The 18,965-nt window shown below is 73.3% G+C and carries 19 protein-coding genes; 11 read left to right on the forward strand and 8 right to left on the reverse strand.

Annotation, left to right across the window (positions count from 1 at the left end):
* The 8 genes from AB0C27_RS47750 to AB0C27_RS47785 form a co-directional block, all read right to left on the reverse strand.
* Positions 1-435, reverse strand: coding sequence for a hypothetical protein (locus AB0C27_RS47750; protein ID WP_357860002.1), 435 nt, complete (start codon positions 433-435; stop codon positions 1-3).
* A 138-nt stretch (positions 436-573) separates the two neighbouring features.
* Entirely contained in the window at positions 574-1,347 is a 774-nt protein-coding gene (locus AB0C27_RS47755; RefSeq protein WP_357860005.1) for a hypothetical protein, read from the reverse strand.
* 16 nt (positions 1,348-1,363) lie between these two features.
* Positions 1,364-2,209, reverse strand: a complete 846-nt coding sequence (locus AB0C27_RS47760; RefSeq protein ID WP_357860008.1) for an ABC transporter ATP-binding protein — start codon at positions 2,207-2,209, stop codon at positions 1,364-1,366.
* A complete protein-coding gene (locus tag AB0C27_RS47765) occupies positions 2,206-3,072 on the reverse strand; it encodes an ABC transporter ATP-binding protein (protein ID WP_357860011.1) in 867 nt (288 codons plus the stop codon). Before AB0C27_RS47765 ends, AB0C27_RS47760 begins: the two co-directional genes overlap by 4 nt.
* Positions 3,056-3,919: an ABC transporter permease gene (locus tag AB0C27_RS47770; RefSeq protein ID WP_357860013.1), complete on the reverse strand. Its 864-nt coding sequence runs from the start codon at positions 3,917-3,919 to the stop codon at positions 3,056-3,058. Before AB0C27_RS47770 ends, AB0C27_RS47765 begins: the two co-directional genes overlap by 17 nt.
* Entirely contained in the window at positions 3,916-4,941 is a 1,026-nt protein-coding gene (locus AB0C27_RS47775; protein ID WP_357860016.1) for an ABC transporter permease, read from the reverse strand. The genes AB0C27_RS47770 and AB0C27_RS47775 overlap by 4 nt, the downstream gene beginning before the upstream one ends.
* Positions 4,938-6,476, reverse strand: coding sequence for an ABC transporter substrate-binding protein (locus AB0C27_RS47780; protein WP_357860019.1), 1,539 nt, complete (start codon positions 6,474-6,476; stop codon positions 4,938-4,940). Before AB0C27_RS47780 ends, AB0C27_RS47775 begins: the two co-directional genes overlap by 4 nt.
* Positions 6,473-7,579, reverse strand: coding sequence for an LLM class flavin-dependent oxidoreductase (locus tag AB0C27_RS47785; RefSeq protein WP_357860022.1), 1,107 nt, complete (start codon positions 7,577-7,579; stop codon positions 6,473-6,475). Before AB0C27_RS47785 ends, AB0C27_RS47780 begins: the two co-directional genes overlap by 4 nt.
* 317 nt (positions 7,580-7,896) lie before the next feature.
* On the opposite strand from AB0C27_RS47785, the gene AB0C27_RS47790 reads away from it, so the two are divergent.
* The 11 genes from AB0C27_RS47790 (at position 7,897) to mtnB (ending at position 18,918) form a co-directional block, all read left to right on the forward strand.
* A complete protein-coding gene (locus AB0C27_RS47790) occupies positions 7,897-8,787 on the forward strand; it encodes a LysR family transcriptional regulator (RefSeq protein WP_357860025.1) in 891 nt (296 codons plus the stop codon).
* Entirely contained in the window at positions 8,784-9,290 is a 507-nt protein-coding gene (locus tag AB0C27_RS47795; protein ID WP_357860028.1) for a cupin domain-containing protein, read from the forward strand. The genes AB0C27_RS47790 and AB0C27_RS47795 overlap by 4 nt, the downstream gene beginning before the upstream one ends.
* Positions 9,291-9,298: 8 nt before the next feature.
* Positions 9,299-10,921, forward strand: coding sequence for a rhodanese-like domain-containing protein (locus AB0C27_RS47800; RefSeq protein WP_357860031.1), 1,623 nt, complete (start codon positions 9,299-9,301; stop codon positions 10,919-10,921).
* A gap of 99 nt (positions 10,922-11,020) precedes the next feature.
* On the forward strand, positions 11,021-12,046 hold the full coding sequence (locus tag AB0C27_RS47805; RefSeq protein WP_357860034.1) for a BMP family ABC transporter substrate-binding protein: 1,026 nt from the start codon (positions 11,021-11,023) through the stop codon (positions 12,044-12,046).
* Complete coding sequence (locus AB0C27_RS47810; RefSeq protein WP_357860037.1) at positions 12,043-13,674, forward strand: ABC transporter ATP-binding protein; 1,632 nt, start codon at positions 12,043-12,045, stop codon at positions 13,672-13,674. Before AB0C27_RS47805 ends, AB0C27_RS47810 begins: the two co-directional genes overlap by 4 nt.
* A complete protein-coding gene (locus AB0C27_RS47815; protein ID WP_357860040.1) occupies positions 13,671-14,798 on the forward strand; it encodes a hypothetical protein in 1,128 nt (375 codons plus the stop codon). The genes AB0C27_RS47810 and AB0C27_RS47815 overlap by 4 nt, the downstream gene beginning before the upstream one ends.
* Positions 14,795-15,667, forward strand: a complete 873-nt coding sequence (locus tag AB0C27_RS47820) for an ABC transporter permease (protein WP_357860043.1) — start codon at positions 14,795-14,797, stop codon at positions 15,665-15,667. The genes AB0C27_RS47815 and AB0C27_RS47820 overlap by 4 nt, the downstream gene beginning before the upstream one ends.
* Positions 15,664-16,674 (forward strand): s-methyl-5-thioribose-1-phosphate isomerase, encoded by a 1,011-nt coding sequence (locus AB0C27_RS47825; RefSeq protein ID WP_357860046.1) that lies wholly within the window; start codon positions 15,664-15,666, stop codon positions 16,672-16,674. The genes AB0C27_RS47820 and AB0C27_RS47825 overlap by 4 nt, the downstream gene beginning before the upstream one ends.
* Entirely contained in the window at positions 16,671-17,618 is a 948-nt protein-coding gene (locus AB0C27_RS47830) for a nucleoside hydrolase (protein WP_357860049.1), read from the forward strand. Before AB0C27_RS47825 ends, AB0C27_RS47830 begins: the two co-directional genes overlap by 4 nt.
* The gene (mtnC, locus tag AB0C27_RS47835; RefSeq protein WP_357860052.1) at positions 17,615-18,286 is read left to right on the forward strand and encodes an acireductone synthase; all 672 of its coding nucleotides are present in this window, start codon (positions 17,615-17,617) and stop codon (positions 18,284-18,286) included. The genes AB0C27_RS47830 and mtnC overlap by 4 nt, the downstream gene beginning before the upstream one ends.
* Entirely contained in the window at positions 18,283-18,918 is a 636-nt protein-coding gene (gene mtnB / locus AB0C27_RS47840) for a methylthioribulose 1-phosphate dehydratase (protein WP_357860055.1), read from the forward strand. The genes mtnC and mtnB overlap by 4 nt, the downstream gene beginning before the upstream one ends.
* The last annotated feature ends 47 nt before the right edge of the window (positions 18,919-18,965 follow it).

Genomic DNA, 18,965 nt, shown 5'->3' on the forward strand with positions numbered 1-18,965 from the left:
TCAGACGTGGGTGACGAGGAGGGTCACTCCCGCCTCGCCGCCGCAGTCGACGAAGACGGGACCGACGCCGTTGCCGATCTCGGGGGCGAGGGTCGCCTTCGCCACGAACCCCTTCGCGTCGTCCTTGACGATGCGGATGTCCCGCAGCACCGGGTGCTTCCTGTCCACCCCGGCCAGCACCGCCTTGAGCCCCTTACCGCCGCCGCAGTGGCCGGTGATCGTCACCCGCTGGCCTCGCCTGGTGGTGGGGTTGGGGCTCACCTGAACCACCGCCCTGGCGCCCTTCGGCGGCTTCGGCGCGGCCACCGCGGCCGTGCCGGCCCGGCCTGATGCGGCAGCCTGGCTGACCTGGGCGCCCGCCGGTGCGCCGGCCGAGACCAGCAGACCGGCCGTCACGCTCAGCCCGGCGATCGCGTTCATCATCTTCCTGCTCATGGCGAACTCCTTCGGTTCTCGTCCGGCTGTCTCGGGGAGAAACGCTAGGCCGGGCCGAGGCGGGAGCGCGTCATCCGTTGATCGTCACCTTCCCTTGCACCATTCGCCGTACGTTCTACCGCGAAAGGAGTAGAACGCTCACCAGGCGCTGGCCTCCACGGTGACGGCCGGCGTCAGCCCGTCGCGCAGGGCTTCCAGGAAGGTGACCACTTCAGCGGCCACCGAGCGGTGCTGCAGGTCGTTGAGCACGTCGTGGTGGGCGCCGCGCACGACACTGAGCCGTGCGCGCGGCAGGGTCTTGGCCGCCCGCGCGACCGCGTCCCGGTCCGCCAGCGGATCGGCGTCGCCGACCAGGAGCAGGTGCGGGAGGTCGGCGGTGTTCGCGTACGCCGCGTCGAGCAGGTCCTGGGGCACGGCACCGGCCAGCATGCCGCGCTCCACGGCGGTGTCGCCGGTCAGGACGCCGCGATGCGTGGGGCAGGAGGTGCGGAGGTCGAGCTCGTCCTCCCACCCGCCGCCGGCCCGCGAACCGCTGCCGGGCAGCCCGGCCAGCACGACCGCCTGCGGCCACCACCCCGCCGTCGAGGCGGCTGTGGTGGAGGCCGTGGCGAGCAGGGCGGCGACTCCTGCGGCGCCCAGGTCGGAACCCACCAGCACCAACGGTCGTGGCAGCCCGTCCGGCGTCTCGGCCGCGACCTCCTCGACGGCCTCGGCCAACCCCCGGGCGAGGGCGTCCAGGAAGGACTCGTCGGCAGGTGGCAGGGCTGCGATCCGGACCCGGTAGGCGTCGTAGGCGAGCCGCGCGCCGAACCGCGCGTACGTCGCCGCCGTCTCGCCGCGGCCCGGCACGATGACGACCGTGCCTCTGGTCCGCAGCCGGGCGGGAGCGTGGAAGTCGGTGATCTGCGTCATGTCATGCTCCAGGAGTTCAAGGGTGGGCGGTGAGGCCGCGCACTTCGGCGCGCAGGGCCCGGCGCAGCTCGGGATCCGGCGGTCGCGCATCCCCGATCGACGGCACGGACGCCACGAGCAGGCGGGTGTACGGATGTCGCGGCGCCAGGAAGATCTCCTCCGTGGTGCCCGTCTCCACCACCTGCCCGTGGTACAGCACGACGACCTGATCGGCCACGCCGCCGAGCGAGCCGAGGTCGTGCGTGATCAGCAGCACGCCGAGGTCGCGGGTCTCGCGCAGGCGGAGCATCAGTTCGAGGATCGTGATGCGGGTCGAGGCGTCGAGGGCGCTGACGGGCTCGTCGCAGATCAGCAGCCGCGGATCGACGGCGACGGCGCGGGCGATGGCGACGCGCTGCCGCTGGCCGCCCGACAGCTCGCCGGGGTGCCGGGACAGCAGGTCGAGCGGCAGGGAGACGAGCTGGGCCACCTCTCGTGCGGCCTCCCGCAGCTCGGCGCGGGAGCGCCCACCGCGCACGGCGAGCCCCTCGATCAACGTGTCGGACACGGTGCGCTCGGGGTCGAGGCTGCGCAGCGGGTCCTGGAAGACGTACTGGGCGGCGCCGCCGCGGCGGAACGCCCGCAGCGCACCCCCGCGCAGCCCGCCCACCTCGCGCCCGTCGATCGCGATCGAGCCTCGGTGCGCCCGCACCAGCCCGAGCACGGCGCGGGCGAGCGTGGTCTTCCCCGAGCCGGTCTCGCCGATCAGCCCGACGATCTCCCCCGGCGCCACCGTGAGGTCGACGCCGTGCAGGATCTCGGTACGCCCGCGACCGCGCCCGAGCGCGACGTGCAGCCCGGAGACGTCGAGCAGCGCGGTCATCGGCGGCTCCCCTGTTCGCGCACCCGGTCGATCCCGAAGCGCTCGTGGTTGGCGATCAGCTCGCGCGTGTACGGATGACGCGGCCCGCGCAGCACCCGCCGGGTGGGTCCCGTCTCGACGACGACGCCGTCGCGGAAGACGTACACGCTCTCGCACATCTGCGCGATCACGGCCAGGTCGTGCGAGACGACCATGAGCGTGAGGCCACGGTCGCGGCGCAGGTCGGACAGGAGCTCCAGCACCTCGGCCTGCACGGTCACGTCGAGGGCCGTGGTCGCCTCGTCGGCGATCAGCAGTTCGGGCTCGGCGGTGATCGCCATCGCGATCAGCACCCGCTGCAACATCCCGCCCGACAGCTCGAAGGGGTACTGCGCGTAGACGCGCTCGGGGCGGCGCAGCCCCATGGCGTGCAGCAGCTCGACGGCCCGCTCCCGCGCCGCCCGGCGGGCCAGCCCGACCTTGACGCGGAGCACCTCGGCGAGCTGCGCCCCGACGGTGATCGACGGGTTGAGGTAGGAGGCGGGGTCCTGGAAGACGGCCGCGAGACGGGTGCCGCGCAGGCGGGCTCGCCCGGCCGACGGCAGCGCGGTCAGCTCTTCGCCGCTCAGGCTGATCCGGCCGCCGGTGACCTCGACGCCGGCGGGCAGCAGGTCCAGAACGGCGCGGCAGGTCAGGGTCTTGCCGCTGCCTGACTCGCCGACCAGCCCGACGGCCGAGCCGCGGGGCACGTCCAGGTCCACGCCGCGGACGACCTCGGTGCCGTCGGCGACGCTCACGCGCAGCCCGCGTACCGACAGCAGGGGCTCGCTCACGGCGTCCGCGACCGTGCGGACCGCCGTCGCGGCGTCAGGTGAGACGGACACGGGCGGCTCCTCTCCTCAGCGTCCGGGCGCGGCCGTGGTCGCCGCCGGCGTCCCTGATCGCATCGGCGAGCAGGTTGAGCGCGCCGACGGTGGCCATGATGAACAGGGACGGGAACACCGGCCCGTACGGCCGCTGCGTCAGGTAACCGAGGTCGCTGGCGACGATGCCGCCCCAGGTCGGCTCGGGCGGCACGACGCCGATGCCGAGGAAGGTCAGCGACGAGACGATCAGCAGGCCGCCCGCGGTGGCGTTCGCGGTGGTCACGACGAGCGTGGGCAGGATCTTCGACCACACGTGCGTGCGCAGCACCCGCCAGGTCGAGGCGCCGAACAGCTGCGCGGCGGTCACGTACTGGGCGTTCGCGTGGCTGAGGGCGGCGGCCCTGGTGATGCGGTAGAACGACGGCGCGAGCAGGATGCCGACGGCGATCATCGCCTGGTGGACGGCGTTGCCGAGCAGCGCGGCCACCGCGATGGCGAAGATCAGAAAGGGCAGCGCGATGAGCCCGTCCATGACCCGCAGCGTGATCCACTCGTAGACGCGCCCCAGGTAGACGGAGGTGATGCCGGGGACGACGCCGATGACGAGCCCGATGCCGACAGCCTCGAACGCGGTCAGCACCGACGCCGGCGCGCCCGCCAGGACCCGGCTCAGCACGTCGCGGCCGAGGTAGTCGGTGCCGAACCAGTGGGCCGCGCTCGGCGGCATGAGGATGTCGGCGCCGTTGCGCAGCGGATCGTACGGCGCGAGGAAGGGCCCGATCACGGCGAGCAGGAGCACGGCCGCCAGCACGGCCGCCGCGGCGGCGCCCGCGCGGGTGCGCAGGGCGTCGGTGATGGTCCTCATATCTCCCTCCGTGCGGCCGGGCGCAGCTTGACCAGCAGGACGTTGACGAGCGCGGACGAGACCAGCACGACGCCGATCGTGACGAGCAGGGCCCCTTGCACGACGGGCACGTCACCTCCGAGCGCCGCGGTCTTGGTGAGCTCGCCGATGCCGGGCAGCGCGAACACGGTCTCGACGATGACGGCTCCGCCGATGAGCCGGGGCACGTGCATGCCGAGCACGGCGACCGCGGGCCCCGCGCCGTTGCGCAGGGCGTGCACGAGCACGATGCGCCACCCCGGCAGGCCGCGCACCCGCGCCCCGACGACGTAGTTCTCGTGCAGGGTGTCGGCCAGCCCGGTCCGCAGCTGGCGGGCGACGTCCGCGGCGGCGTCCAGGCTCAGCGCCACGCACGGCAGCACGAGGAAGCTCGCCCAGGTCAGCAGTCCGTCGGACGGAGGCGCCCAGCCGCCCGACGGCAGCACCGGCACCAGCAGCGAGAAGACGGTGATGAGGGCGATGGCGGCGACGAACCCGGGCACGGTCGCCAGCACGGAGGTGACGACCGTGACGGCGCGGTCCAGCCGGCCGCCCTGCCTGACGGCGGCGAGCACGCCGAAGACGCCGCCGAGCACGACGGCGATGAGCAGCGCCCCGGCGGCCACGGACAGGCTCACCGGCAGCCGGTCGGCGATGCTCTGCGCCACGGGGATCTTGGTGAACCAGGAGGCGCCGAGGTCGCCGTGCAGGGCGTCCCACAACCACAGCGCGTAGCGTGCGAGCAGCGGCTGGTCGAGCCCGAACACCTCGCGCATCCGCGCCACGTCGGCGGGGGTGGCGGAGTCGCCGAGCACGACCGAGGCGGGGTCCTGCTCCGTCAGCCCGCCGAGCATGAAGGTGATGAAGGTGGAGACGAGCAGCACGGGGAGCGCGATCAGCAGGGCCCGGCCGAGGGCGGCGGCAGTCCGCGCGACAGTGGTCAGCACGAACGCGCCGGCGTCGACCGTCTTGAAGGGCGCCTCACGCACGTTCAGCGTGGTCACTTCTCCACCCAGACGCCCTCGAAGCGCTGGATGTCCACCCAGTTCCGCAGGCCGTGCACCTTGGGGCTGTGCGCGGCGAAGCGCGTCACCGTGAACAGGAACACGTTCGGCATGTTCGTCACGGCGATCTTGGTGGCGTTCTGGATCGCCGCCGGGTAGGCGGGGTCGGTCAGCGGGTGGCCGCTCGCCTTCGCGACCGCGCCGGGCAGTGCCTCGGGAGTGGTCTTGCCCAGGTTCATCAGGCCCTGCGCGCCGAACAGGACCTGCAGCGCCTGGACCGGCGACTGGCGGGCGTTGAACTGGTCGAGCACGAACGGGTACCTGCGGGTGATGTAGTTGTTGACGCCCGGCGTCAGGACGGTGAGCGTCGTGCGGATGCCGGCCGCGTTCAGCTGTTGCTGGATCAGCTCGCCGACCGGGTCGTCCGCCTTGCCCAGCGCGAGCTGGACGTCCACGCCGTCCGGATATCCCGCCTCGGCCAGCAGCCGCTTCGCGGCGGCCACGTCGTGCGGGTGCAGGTTGTCGAGCTCCGGGTCGTGGGCGACGTAGCCCTTGGGGAACGGCTGCCAGACCGGCTGCCCGTAGCCGAAGTTGGCCGCCTTGACCAGTGCCTGCCGGTCGATCGCCGTACTGATCGCCTGGACGACCTTGGGGTTGTCGAACGGCTTGACGGTGTTGTTCACGTCGAGCACGCGCACCGGCAGCACGTCGGTCGCCACGACCGGGAATCCGGCCGCCTCGACCCCGCCGACCTGCGACGCGGTGAGGTCCGCGACGTCGTACTGACCCGAGTTGAGCCCCGCCACCGCGACGGACGGGTCGGGGGTCGGCTTGAGCACGAAGTTGTCGACGAGGATCTGGCCCGCGTTCCAGAAGGCGGGGTTCTTCACCAGCGTCGCCTGCGACCCGGGCACGTAGGTCTCCAGGATGAACGGGCCGGCGCCGACGGGCTGGGTGGCCAGCTTGGCGGGGTCCTTCGCCGCCGCCGGGCTGACGATCTGCCCCGTCTTGCCCGACAGCAGCAGCGGGATCTGGTAGTCCACCTGGGTGAGGTGCAGCGTCACGTCGGTGGCGCCGTCGGCGGTGATGCGCTCGACCGTGACCAGTTGCGGCGCGATCGTCGAGTCCTTCGCGGTCTTGCCGCGTTCCAGGCTGGCCTTGACGGCGGCGGCGTCGAGCTTCGTGCCGTCGGAGAAGGTCAGGCCGGGCCGGAGGTGGAAGGTGACCGAACGGCCGTCCTTGGCGTACGTCCACGACTCGGCCAGACCGGGCTTGGCCTCGCCCTTCTCGTCCACCTCGGTGACGCCCTCGTAGACGAGGGTCAGCGCGTGGACGTCGTTGCCCACGGCGGAGGTCACCGGGTCCCAGGTGGACGGCAGCGACCAGCCCCAGGTCAGGGTGTCGCCGCGCTGATCGGCGGCGGCCACGGCGGTGCCGTCGGAGGAGGCCGCGCCGCCGACGGACGCCCGGGAGGCGCAGCCGGCCAGCAGCAGCGCCACCACGCCGACGACGCCGGCGGCCTTTCTGACGTTCATCGGCCCTGCCCAGCGGCGATGGGCGCCTGCTCGCGGGCCGCGGCGCCGGCGCGCAGCAGCGGGACGAGTTCCCTGCCCCACTCGCGCACGTCCGCCAGCGGGTCGAAGCCGCGGATGAGGAAGGTACGGATGCCGAGGTCGTAGTAGTTCAGCAGCGCGTCGGCGACCTGCTGGGGCGTGCCGACGAGGGCGGTGGAGTTGCCGCCGCCGTCGGTCAGCTGGGTGACGCCGAACCAGAGCCGCTCGTCGTGCACGAGCTTCTCGTCCGCCTCGTCCTTCAGGCGCTTGGCGCCGACCGCGGTGTTCTCGCCGCGGCCGATCCGCCAGGCCGCGTTGCCCTTCTGGGTGAGGTTGTCCTCGAAGGCGCGGCGGATGCCGTCGGCCTTCTCCCAGGCGGCGTCCTCGGTCTCGGCCACGATCGGGCGTACGGACAGGGAGAAGCCGATCTCGCGGCCGTGCCGCGCGGCCTCGGCGCGGATCACGTCGATGCGTTCGCGCGTCTGCGCCAGGGGCTCGCCCCACAGGGCGTAGACGTCGGCCCAGCGGCCGCCCACCCTGATCGCGTCGTCGGACTGCCCGCCGAAGAAGATCGGCACCTCTCCCCGAGGCTTGACCGAGCTGAACGCGCCCTCGAAGCGATAGAACTCGCCCTCGTGGTCGAAGGGCTCGTCGGAGGTGAGGGTGCGCCTGAGCACGTCGATGAACTCGGCGGTACGCCGGTAGCGCGCCTGCTTGTCCTGGAAGTCCCCGTCGCGCCGCTGGTCGGTGTCGCTGCCGCCGGTGATGTGGTGGATGGCCACGCGGCCCGCGCCGGTGAGATTGTCCAGCGTGGCCAGCTTACGGGCGGTCAGGGTGGGCTGGATGAATCCGGGCCGCTGGGCGATGAGCACGCCCAGGCGTTCGGTGCTGTAGAGCACGTGGGCGGCGGCGGCGAAGCCCTCGGGCGAGCTGGCGCTGTGCGCGATGAGCGCGCGGTCGAAACCGGCCTCCTCGTGGGCGCGGGCGAAGTCGGCGAGGTAGCCGGGGTCGACGACGGGTCCCCGCCAACCGGCGCTTTCCGAGCCGTAGGTGGTCGAGACCATCCCCAGGATCTGGATCGACAATGTGCGAACCTTTCAACGTGTGGACTGAGGCCGCGTCGGCCGCTCTCGGTGGGCACTTTGGGTGGGCACTTTGGGTGGGCACTTTGGGTGGGCACTTTGGGTGGGCACTTTGGGTGGGCACTTTGGGTGGGCACTTTGGGTGGGCACGGATTCGGTGGGCACGGAGGTCACACCGCCGCCGACGGCCGGCCGGTGCACACTCGTCAGCCTGCGGCGTCGCCCGCCGGACTGTCCAACGACGCTTTCTAATCACCGCTCATCACGTCACGTGATAAATACCCTTACATCAGGTAGGAATAATAGGTATACTTCGGAACATGAACCGTACGCTGGACATCGCTCCGTTGCGCAGCTTCGTCGCTGTCGCCGACGCCGGTGGCTTCCAGCGGGCCGCCGACGCCCTGCACCTCAGCCAGGGCGCGGTGAGCCAGCACGTGCGCCGGCTGGAGTCCGCGATCGGCCGCCCGCTGGTGGAGCGGCGCGGCCGCGGCTCCCGGTTCACCGCCGACGGCGAGAAGCTGCTCGGCCTGGCGCGCAACCTCCTGGCGCTGCACGACGAAGGGCTGCGCAGCTTCGGCCACGAGGCGCGCGGGACGATCGTCATCGGGTCGACCGAGCACGCCGCGGCCCAGCTGCTGCCGCACCTGGCGACCGCGCTCGCGCCTCGTTACGGAGTCAAGTTCCGGATCGACCGCGGGACCAAGCTCCGCGAGAGCTTCGCGACGGGACGCATCGACCTGGCCCTGCTCATCGGCCCAGCCGACGATCCGCGCGCCACGCCGGTCGGCGACCTGGCCCTCACCTGGTACTCCGCTCCCGGGTGGACGGCGCCCAGGCGGGGTGAGCCTCTTCCGGTCGTCGCCTTCGACGACCCCTGCGCCCTGCGCGACCGGGCCCTCGTGACCTTGGCGCACCACTCGATCCCGGTCGCCATCGCCGCCGAGGCCAACCAGCTGGCCGGGGTGCAGGCCGCCGTCAGCGCGGGCGCGGGCGTGGCGCTGCTGGCCACCCTCGGGCAGACCCCGGCCGGCCTCGTGCCCCGCGACGACCTGCCCCGGCCGAGCCCGCTGCCGCTGGCGTTGTGGACCCGTCAGGGGGTCGCGCCGGCGGTCTCCGAACGCGCGTCGGACACACTGCGCGCTCTCCTCTCGGCGCCGGTCCTGACCAAGGTGCCGTCCCACGATCTCGTCCTCGCCAAAGGAGCATGATGCCCGTTCAGCCGTCCGACGCACTTTTCGTCCGTACGCCGAGCGGCGTCCTCGTGCCCGCAGGCATCGACCCGTTCCACCGGACCCTGCACCACGTCGCGCCGAACGGCCTGATCGGGCAGACCTCGCAGACCTCGGGGATGACGCGGGTCGAGGCGATCAGCGGCAAGACGGTCGGCGCGCGGAACCTCTGGATGGGGCAGACGCACGTCGCCGCCTCGACGGCGTCCGGCGACCACCACCACGGGGCGTCGGAGACCGCGATCTACGTCGTGTCCGGGCATCCCGTCTTCGTCTTCCTCGACGTGGAGGGCGACGAGCCGGTGGAGCATCGGGTCGAGACCGGTCCCGGCGACTACGTCTTCGTGCCGCCGTTCGTCCCGCACCGCGAGGAGAACCCCGACCCGGAGACCGAGGCCGTCGTCGTCATCGCCCGCACGACCCAGGAGGCGATCGTGGTCAACCTCGACGGGCTCGACTGGTCCGGCGTCGAGCTCCGCTGAGCCGGTCGATGGGGTTTACCGCTTTTCAAGTCCGCGCGTTGCTGCTGCGCCGCGACGAGGTCGTCATCGCCGACGTACGCGAAGAGGCCGCGTACGCGCAAGGCCATCCGCTGTGGGCGGCCAACTTCCCCCTCTCCCTGCTGGAACTGGACGCCTGGCGGCGCATCCCCCGCCGGGACACCCCCGTCGTCGTCTACGGCGACGCGGACGCGCCCGCGCACCGGGCGATCGACGTGCTGCGCCGGCTCGGGTACACCCAGGCGCGCCCGCTGCTGGACGGGCTCGGCGGCTGGATCGCGGCGGGTGGCGAGCTCTTCCAGGACGTCAACGTGCCCAGCAAGGCGTTCGGCGAGCTGGTCGAGTCGGTCAGCCGCACCCCGTCGCTGACCGCCCAGCAGGTGGGGGCGCTGATCGACGCCGGCACGCCTCCTGTGATCGTGGACGCGCGCCGGTTCGACGAGTTCCACACCATGAGCATCCCGACCGCCACCAGCGTGCCGGGTGCGGAGCTGGTGCTGCGCATTCGTGAGCTCGCTCCCGATCCCGCCACGCCCGTCGTGGTGAACTGCGCGGGGCGTACGCGCAGCATCATCGGCGCGCAGTCGCTGATCAACGCCGGCCTGCCCAACCCGGTGGCGGCACTGCGCAACGGCACCATCGGCTGGACGCTGGCCGGTCAGCGGCTCGATCACGGAGCCACCGGCACAGCCCCGGCCACCGTGGCGGAGCCCCATCACGCCCTCGCCCGCTCGGGCGCCCACGCCGTCGCCCGGCGGGCCGGCGTCCGATTCATCCGTACGAGCGACCTGCCCGGTCTGTACGAGCCCGACCGCACCACGTACGTCTTCGACGTGCGTTCTGCGACCGAGTTCGCCGCCGGCCACCTGGACGGCTCTTTTCCTGCTCCCGGCGGGCAGCTCGTCCAGGAGACCGACCACTACGCGCCGGTGCGCGGGGCCCGGATCGTCCTGATCGACGATGACGGGGTCCGCGCCGCGATGACCGGGTCGTGGCTGGCCCAGATGGGCTGGGAGACCTGGGCGATCAGCCCCGCCGGCCCCGGTGACCTGGTCCGGCGGGGCACGGAACCGCATCCCGTTCCGGATCCGCCGCAGGTCGGCACGGTCGACGCGGCCACCCTGCGCACCTGGCTCGCCGCCGGTCCGGCCGTCATCGATCAGCTTGGCTCCGGTCCGGCCGCCACGGTTGTCATCGACGTCGGGCCCAGCCGGGACTACACCGCCGGACATGTCCCCGGCGCCTGGCACGCCGCCCGGGCCCGGCTGCCCGCCGCGCTCGGCACGATCGGCCCCGCCACCAGGCACGCCGCCACCAGGTACGTCGTCACCTCGCAGACCGGCCGGCTGGCCCGCTTCGCCGCGGCGGACCTGAGCCGGCTCACGTCCGCGCCGGTGTTCAGCCTGGACGGGGGCACGGCGGCCTGGCGCACCGCCGGGCCTCTGGAGTCGGACCAGACGCGCTACGCGGTGGCCCCGGCCGACCGATACCGGCGCCCGTACGAGGGCACGGACAACAGCCGGGCGGCTATGGAGGCGTACCTGGAGTGGGAGTTCGGCCTGGTGGAGCAGCTCGAACGGGACGGAACCCACCACTTCCGAGTGATCCGCTGACACCACCGCACCGGCGGCTGGGGCGCCGCCCCATGATCAGCGGCACTTCCAGGAGGAATGCGACTTTTCCTACCTAATATGCATGTTATTCTCATCCGCATGCGCACCATCCCTCCCGCGGTCGTCCTGGTCACCGCCGTGCTCACGCTGACCGCGTGCGGCGGGACCGGCCTGCAGGCCGGCTCCGCCCCCACCGGCAAGTCGGTCATCCTCATCACGCCCAACCCGGTGGGGACCAACAGCTTTCTCCAGCTCAGCGTCAAGGGCGCGGAGGCGGCGGCGAAGGAGATCGGCGCCTCCTTCAAGCTGTACGAGAGCAAGGACCCGACCAGCATCGCCCAGAACCTCGACGCCGCCGTCAGGGCCAAGCCCACCGTGATCGTCGGGGTCAGCTTCTCGTTCGACGACCTGTTCGCCACCGTGCCGAAGCAGCATCCGGACCGGCAGTTCCTCCAGGTCGACTCGTGCGCCAAGGAGCAGGCGGCCAACCTGACCTGCGTGTCCTTCAAGGAACATGAGGCCGCCTACCTCGCGGGCGTCGAGGCCGGGCTGCTGACCGGGAGCGGCAAGCTGGGCGTCGTGGCGGCGATCGACTCGCCGTTCGTGCACCGCTGGATCGACCCGTTCTTCGCCGGGGCCAAGTCGGTCAAGCCCGAGGCCGCCGGCACACCCCTCTACGTGGGCGGCAACAACCCGTTCAGCGACCCGGCGCGGGCGAAGTCGCAGGCGCAGACGCTCATCGGGCAGGGCGCCGACATCGTGGCCGCCGCCGCGTCGGCCGGCAACCAGGGCGTCTTCGAGGCCGTCGCCGCCGCGAAGGCCAAGGCGTTCGGCGTGGACGTCAACCAGTGCGCGCAGAGCCCCGGCAACGTGATCGACAACGTGCTCAAGAACGTGGACGTCGCCGAGAGCGCCGCCATCAAGGACATCGCGGCCGGCAAGGCGGGCGGCGTCAAGGTGTACGGGCTCAAGGAGGGCGGCGTCGGGGTCGGCGCGCTCGGCGACGACCTGGCCTCGTCCGGCTGCACGGTCGCCGGCGACGCCGACGTGGTCGCCAAGGTCAAGCAGGTCCGCGACGACATCGTGGCCGGCCGCGTCACCGTCGCCGACCCGCTGGCCGGATGAGCGTCCCTCCTGCCGGGCAGAGCCGCACGAACGTCCCCTCCACCGAGCCGGGCGGCATGAACGTCCGCGCCGCCGGAGCGGGCCGGGCCGACGTGCCCGCCGTCGAGCTGGTCGGCATCACCAAGCGCTTCGGTGCCGTGACCGCCAACGACGGCGTCGACCTGGCCGTGGCGCGCGGCGAGGTGCACGCCGTCGTGGGCGAGAACGGGGCCGGCAAGTCCACCCTCATGTCGATCCTGTACGGCCTGCACCGGCCCGACTCCGGGCACGTGCTGCGGGCCGGGGAGCGGATGCGGCTGCGCTCCCCCGCCGACGCCATCGCGCACGGGCTCGGCATGGTCCACCAGCGCTTCCGGCTGTTCCCCGGGCTGAGCGTGGCCGAGAACGTGGTCATCGGCGCCGAGCCGCTGCGGCGTGGCGTGCTCGACCGCGCCGCCGCCCGCCGCTCGGTCGCCGACCTGGCCGAGCGCTACGGGCTCGGCGTGGACCCCGGAGCCCGCGTCGGCGACCTGCCCGTCGGGACCCGGCAGCGGGTGGAGATCCTCAAAGCCCTGTACCGGCAGGCCGAGGTGCTGATCCTCGACGAGCCCACCGCCGTGCTCACCCCTGGCGAGGCCGCCGGGCTGTTCCGGATGGTGCGCGACCTGGCCGGCGAGGGGGTCTCGGTGCTGCTGGTGACGCACAAGCTGAACGAGGTGCTGGCCGCCGGGGACCGGGTCACGGTGCTGCGGGGCGGCCGAGTGACGGGACGGTTCGCGACGGCGGGCACGTCGGCGGACGACCTGGTCCGCGCGATGATCGGCCGCTCACTCACCACCGCCCCACCCACCGTCACAGAACCCGGCGTCACGGAAGCCCCCGTTACGGAGTCTGCTGCCCCGTACCGGCTGGAAGTGCGCGATCTGTACGTCCGTGACCGGGACGGCGTGGCCGCCGTCGGCGGGGTGTCGTTCGGGGTGCGGCCCGGTGAGATCGTCGGCGTCGCGGGCGTGGCGGGCAGTGGTCAGCGCGAGCTCGTGGACGCCGTGACCGGCCTCCGGCGCCCTCATTCCGGTACGGTCCTCCTCGACGGGCGGCCCGTGGGCGGCTCCAGGGACCGGCGGGTGGCCTACGTCCCCGGCGACCGCGCGGGCCGTGCCACCGCTCCTGACCTGTCGCTGGCCGACAACCTGCTGATGGGCGACCAGCTCGGCTTCCTCCTCGACCCGGCCGGCGTCCGCCGCCGCGCGGCCACCCTGGTGGAGCGGTTCTCGATCAGGGCGGCCTCCGTACGGGCGCCGATCGCGCAGTTGTCCGGCGGCAACGCCCAGAAGGCGGTGCTGGCCAGGGAGCTGTCCAGGGACACGCCCGTGCTGGTGGTGGAGGAGCCCACCCAGGGCGTGGACGTGGGCGCCCAGGAGCAGATCCACGCCCTGCTCGCCGAGGCCCGCGACACGGGACGGGCGGTGCTGCTGCTGTCCAGCGAGCTGTCCGAGCTGCGGGCGCTCGCCGATCGGGTCCTGGTCATGTTCGAAGGCCGCCTGAACGCGAGCCTCCCCGTGGCACGGGCCACCGACGAACGGCTCGGCGCCGCGATGACCGGCGCGACGACGGACGTACGGGAACCGGCCGGGGAGGGCACCGGATGACCTCCCCCACGCCGAACGACCCGCTCGTCCAGTCCGACGCCCACGAGCCCGACGGCCGGCTCCGCAGGCCGGAAGAGCCGCTCATCGCCGGGCGCGCCCGCGTACTCGGGCGGCGGCTCGCCGCCGCGCCCGCCGTCGTGTCGCTGGCCGGCGCGCTGGTGCTGACCACGCTCGTCATGCTGGCCGTCGGCGTCGATCCGGCCCTCGCCTACCCGGCGCTCCTGCGCGGCGCGCTCATGGACGGCAACTTCGAATACACCCTGGCCGCCTACGTCCCCACCCTCGGCATGGCCGTGGCGTTCGCGATCCCGCTCCGGGCGGGCGAGTTCAACCTGGGCGGCGACGGGCAGCTCGCGCTCGGCGGCATCACGGCCGCCGCGGTGGCGCTGTGGCTGGGCGGCGCGGGCTCGTTCGTCGTCCCGCTGGCAGGCGCGGTGCTGGCGGGCGCGCTGCTCGCCGCCCTGTCCGCGCTGCTGCGCGCACGGCTCGGCGTCCCCGCCATCGTCAGCACGCTGCTGCTGAGCGCGCCCGCGGTGTCGCTGGCCTCCTACCTGGCCCGCTTCCCCCTGGCCGAGCAGGGCACGGGGCTGGCGCAGACGCCGCTCCTGCCGGACGCGGCCCGCCTGCCGTCGCTCGGCGGCAGCGCGTACCTGACGATCGGGCTGCCTCTGGTGGCCGTCCTGACGGTGCTGTGGCTGCTCGCCGACGCCCGCACGGTCCCCGGGTACGAGATCCGCGCGCTCGGCGCCAACCGCGAGTTCGCCCGGTACGGCGGCGTCCGGGTGAACCGCCTGGCGTCGCTGACCCTGGCGGCGGGCGGCGCGGTCGGCGGCCTGGTGGGCGGCCTGATCGTGCTGGGCGCCCCCTACCGGTTCGTGGACGGCGCGCTGACCGCGCCCGGCTACACGTTCACCGCCATCGCGGCGGTGCTGCTGGCGGCGGGGCGCCCCCTGGCGGTCCCCGCGGCGGTGGCGCTGCTGACCATCCTTCAGGCCGGCGGCCAGGGCATGGAGCGGGAGGCCGGGGTGCCGAGCCAGCTCACCCAGATCGTGCAGGGCCTGATCATCGTGATCGTCGCGGTGGCGACGGTGGCGCGGGCCCGGTCGTCGAGGAGGCGGGCGTGACGACATTCCTCGCGGCGGTGCTGACCGCCACCGCGCCCGTGGTCCTGGCGGCCCTGGGCGGGCTGCTCTGCTCGGTGTCGGGCGTCTTCAACATGGCGCTGGAGGGCCAGCTGCTATGGGGCGCGTTCACGGCGGTGCTGTTCAGCCAGCTGACGGGCAGCGCCTGGCTGGGCGTGGCGGGCGCGGTGCTGTGCACCACCCTGTACGCCCTGCTGCTGTCGGTCCCCGCGGTGACCTTCCGCGCCGACCCGGTCGTGGTGGCCGTCGGCACGAACCTGCTGGCCCTCGGCCTGACCGCGTTCCTCATGCGGCAGATCTTCGGCAGCGGCGGCACGTTCAGCTCCCCCGACCTCGCCGGGCTGCCAGCCCTGGCGGCGCTCGGGCTCGACGTGCCCGTGGCGGGGCCGCAGTCGCCGCTGGTGCCGGTGGCGTTCCTGCTGGTGGCCGCGATGGCCTGGTGGCTCGGCCGGACCCGGTCCGGGCTGCGGCTGCGCGGGATCGGGCAGCACGCGGAGGCGGCCGAGTCGATCGGGCTGCGGGTGCCGCTCTACCGGCACGCGGCCGTGCTGGGCGCCGGCGCGCTGTGCGGGCTCGGCGGGGCGCAGCTCGCGCTGGGCAACGTGACGCTGTTCAGCGAGGGGATGAGCGCGGGGCGCGGGTGGGTGGCCGTGGTCGCGGTCATGCTCGCCGGGTCCCGGCCGTGGCTGGGCCTGGGGGCCTGCCTGCTGTTCGGGGCCGCGGAGGCGCTGGGGTTCCGGCTGCAGGGGCTCGGTCTTCCGCAGCAGGCCGCCGACGCGGCACCGTACCTGATCACGCTGCTGGCCCTCGTCGTGGTGGCAGCGGCACGACGGAGGGAGGCACTGGCATGACCGGTCCCGTACTGGCGGATTCCGTGCGGTTCGCGGGGGATGCCGTGGAGATCCTCGATCGCCGCGTCTATCCGTTCGAGGTGCGCTGGGTACGCTGCGCGACCAGCGAGGACGTGGCCCTCGCCATCGAGCGGATGGTGACGCAGAGCTCGGGGCCGCTGTTCGCGGCGACGGCGGGGATGGTGCTCGCGGCCCGCGAGGCCAGGAACGAGCCGCCGGAGCGGGCCGCCGAGCGGCTGCGCGCCGCAGGTGCGCGCCTGGTCGCGACCCGGCCGACGAACAACCACATCAGGGACGCCGTGCACGCGGTCCTGTCCGCGACGTATCCAGGTGGGGTCGAACGGGCCGGGGACGAGCTGGTCGCGGCGGTCGCGGCGGCGGCGAAGGCGCATGACGACGCCTATCGGGCCCGCAGCGCGGCCCTCGGCGGCCACGCCGCCTCGCTGCTCCCCGACGGCGCCCGTGTGCTCACCCACTGCTGGGCCGACGCCTACCTCATCGGCACCGTACGCGCGGCCCAGCAGGCGGGCAGACGGCTGGAGTTCGTCTGCACCGAGACCCGGCCGTACCTCCAGGGGGCCAGGCTGACCGCGGCCACCCTGGTCGAGATGGGCTACCGGCCGACGCTCATCACGGACGGCATGGTCGCCGCCGCGCTGGCGGACGGCCTGGCCGACGTCGCGCTGACCGCCGCCGACCGGGTGACGCTGGACGGCCATGTGATCAACAAGGTCGGCACGCTCGGCGTCGCGCTGGCTGCGAACGCGTTCGGCGTGCCGTTCTACGCGCTGGTCGACGCGCCCGACCCGCAGGCGCCGACCGCCGCCGATGTGGTGATCGAGCGGCGCGACGGCGACGAGGTGCTGCACATGCTCGGCCGCCGCACCGCCGCCGACGGCGTGGAGGGCTACTACCCGGCCTTCGACGTCACCCCGCCCCACCTGGTGACCCGCATCGTGACCGAGCGCGGGGTCTTCCAGCCCGACCATGTGAAGGAGAGCCTGTGAGACGCGTCGTGGTCGACACCGACACCGGCATCGACGACGCCCATACCCTGCTGTATCTGGCGGGGCGGCCTGATGCCGAGATCGTGGCGATCACCTCGGTGTACGGCAACTGCACCGAGGAGGACGCCACCCGCAACATCGGCCACGTGAACGGCCTGCTCGGCCTGGACGTCCCCGTGGCCAGGGGCGCGGCCGAGCCGCTGCGCGGCGAGCCGCACATCGCCCGGCACGTGCACGGCAAGGACGGCCTGGGCGACCTCGGCCGCGACCGCCCGCTGCCGCCGGTGGCCGCGGAGTCGGGGCCCGAGCTGCTGGTACGGCTGGCGCACGAGCAGCCCGGCGAGCTCGACCTGCTCGCACTCGGCCCGCTCACCAACCTGGCGCTGGCCCTGCGACTGGACCCCGAGCTGCTCACCAGGTACCGCTCGGTCGTCCTGATGGGCGGCTCCGGCCCCTACGCCCCGCCGGGCACGCTGCTGATGATCGACGCCAACGTCAACAACGACCCTGAGGCGGCGCGGGCGGTGTTCGCGGCGCCGCGCCGCGAGCTGGTCATGGTGGGCGTGAACGTGACGGCCGGCACCATTCTGGACGAACGCGCCATCGCCGCCCTGCGGGCCCGCGCGACGCCGGTGGCCCGGTTCGCGACCGAGATCCTGGACGCGTACCTGGACTTCTACCAGAACGAGTGGGGCCGCCGGATCATCCCGCTGCACGACCCGCTGGCCGCGGGCGTGCTGCTGGACCGCTCGTTCGCGACCGCCTGGACGGACGGGCCGGTCAACGTGCGCGGCGACGGCTTCCTGTGGCGGGCCAGGCTGATGCGCACGCACGACGGGCTGCCGCCGTCCTTCCCGTACGACTCCGCGCCGCCCACGCGGGTGATCACCGCCGTGGACGCGCCCAGGTTCGTGACCGACTTCGTGGAGGTATTGACCCGATGACCACCATCGTGCTCGACATCGAGGGGACGACCAGCTCGACGGAGTCCGTGCACGTCGGCCTGTACGCCTACGCCCGGCCCCGGCTGGGCCCGTACCTCGACGCGCACCGCGACGACCCCGAGGTGCGCGCGGTCCTGGCCGAGATCGGCGCGGACGGCACCGCCGAGGCGGTCAAGGTGCTGCACGGGTGGATGGACGGCGACGTCAAGGCCACCCCGCTGAAGACGCTGCAGGGCCGGATCTGGGCGGAGGGCTTTGCGGCCGGCGAGCTGACCGCGCACTTCTTCGCCGACGTGCCGCCCGCGCTGCGCGCCTGGCACGCGGCGGGGCACCGGCTGGCGGTCTTCTCCTCTGGTTCGGTGTCCAGCCAGCGGCCGTGGTTCCGGCACGCCGCGGACGGGGACCTGTCGGTGCTGGTCTCCGGCTGGTTCGACACCGTCAACGCGGGGCCGAAGCGGGAGCCGGGCTCGTACGAGCGCATCGCGGCGGCGCTCGGTCTCGGCGAGCCGTCGGAGCCGCTGTTCCTGTCGGACGTCCCGGCCGAGCTGGACGCCGCCGCGGCGGTGGGCTGGCGCACCACCGGGGTCCGGCGCCCCGGCGAGCCGAACGCGGCCGTGCCCTTCGGCGCCCACCCCATCGTCACGACCTTCGAGGAGATCCGTCCATGAGCAGCAGCATCGAGATCGCGCTCACGCCCGAGCAGGTGTACGAGGCCGGGGGCCGGCTGGCGGTCGAAGCGGCGCGTTTCACCGGGTACGGATGGATGCGCGGCACCTCGGGCAACATCTCGGAGGTGGTCTCCCGCGAACCGCTCCGCCTGGCCGTCACCGCCAGCGGCCTGGACAAGGGCGAACTGCGGGCCGCCGACGTGGCCGTGGTGGGGCCGCGCGGCGAGTCCGTCGCCGTGGAGGGGGTCGAGCCGCTGCGGCCGTCGGCCGAGGCCGGGCTGCACGCCCGGGTGGCGGCGCTGACCGGCGCGGACGCGGTCGTGCACGTGCACGCGCTCAACGCGGTCGTGGCCGGGCGGCGCTGGCCGGGCGGGGTGCTGCTGCGGGACGTGGAGACGCTCAAGGGCATCGGCCGGCTGGCCCACGACGACGAGGTCACCGTGCCGGTGATCCGCAACAGCCAGGACATGGGTGAGCTGGGCGACTGGTTCGAGGCGGCCTACGACCCGCGCACGCCCGCCGTCATCGTGGCCGACCACGGTTTGTACGCCTGGGGCACGGATCTCAAGCATGCCCGGCATGTCACCGAGTGCGTGGAATGGCTCCTGGCGTACGCGCTGGCCACCGCCTGACAGAACGGCCTGGCCGAGGGGGCGGGTCGTCCTAGGGGTGGCAGGGC

Source organism: Nonomuraea sp. NPDC048882, from assembly GCF_040649755.1.
Lineage (GTDB): Bacteria > Actinomycetota > Actinomycetes > Streptosporangiales > Streptosporangiaceae > Nonomuraea > Nonomuraea maheshkhaliensis.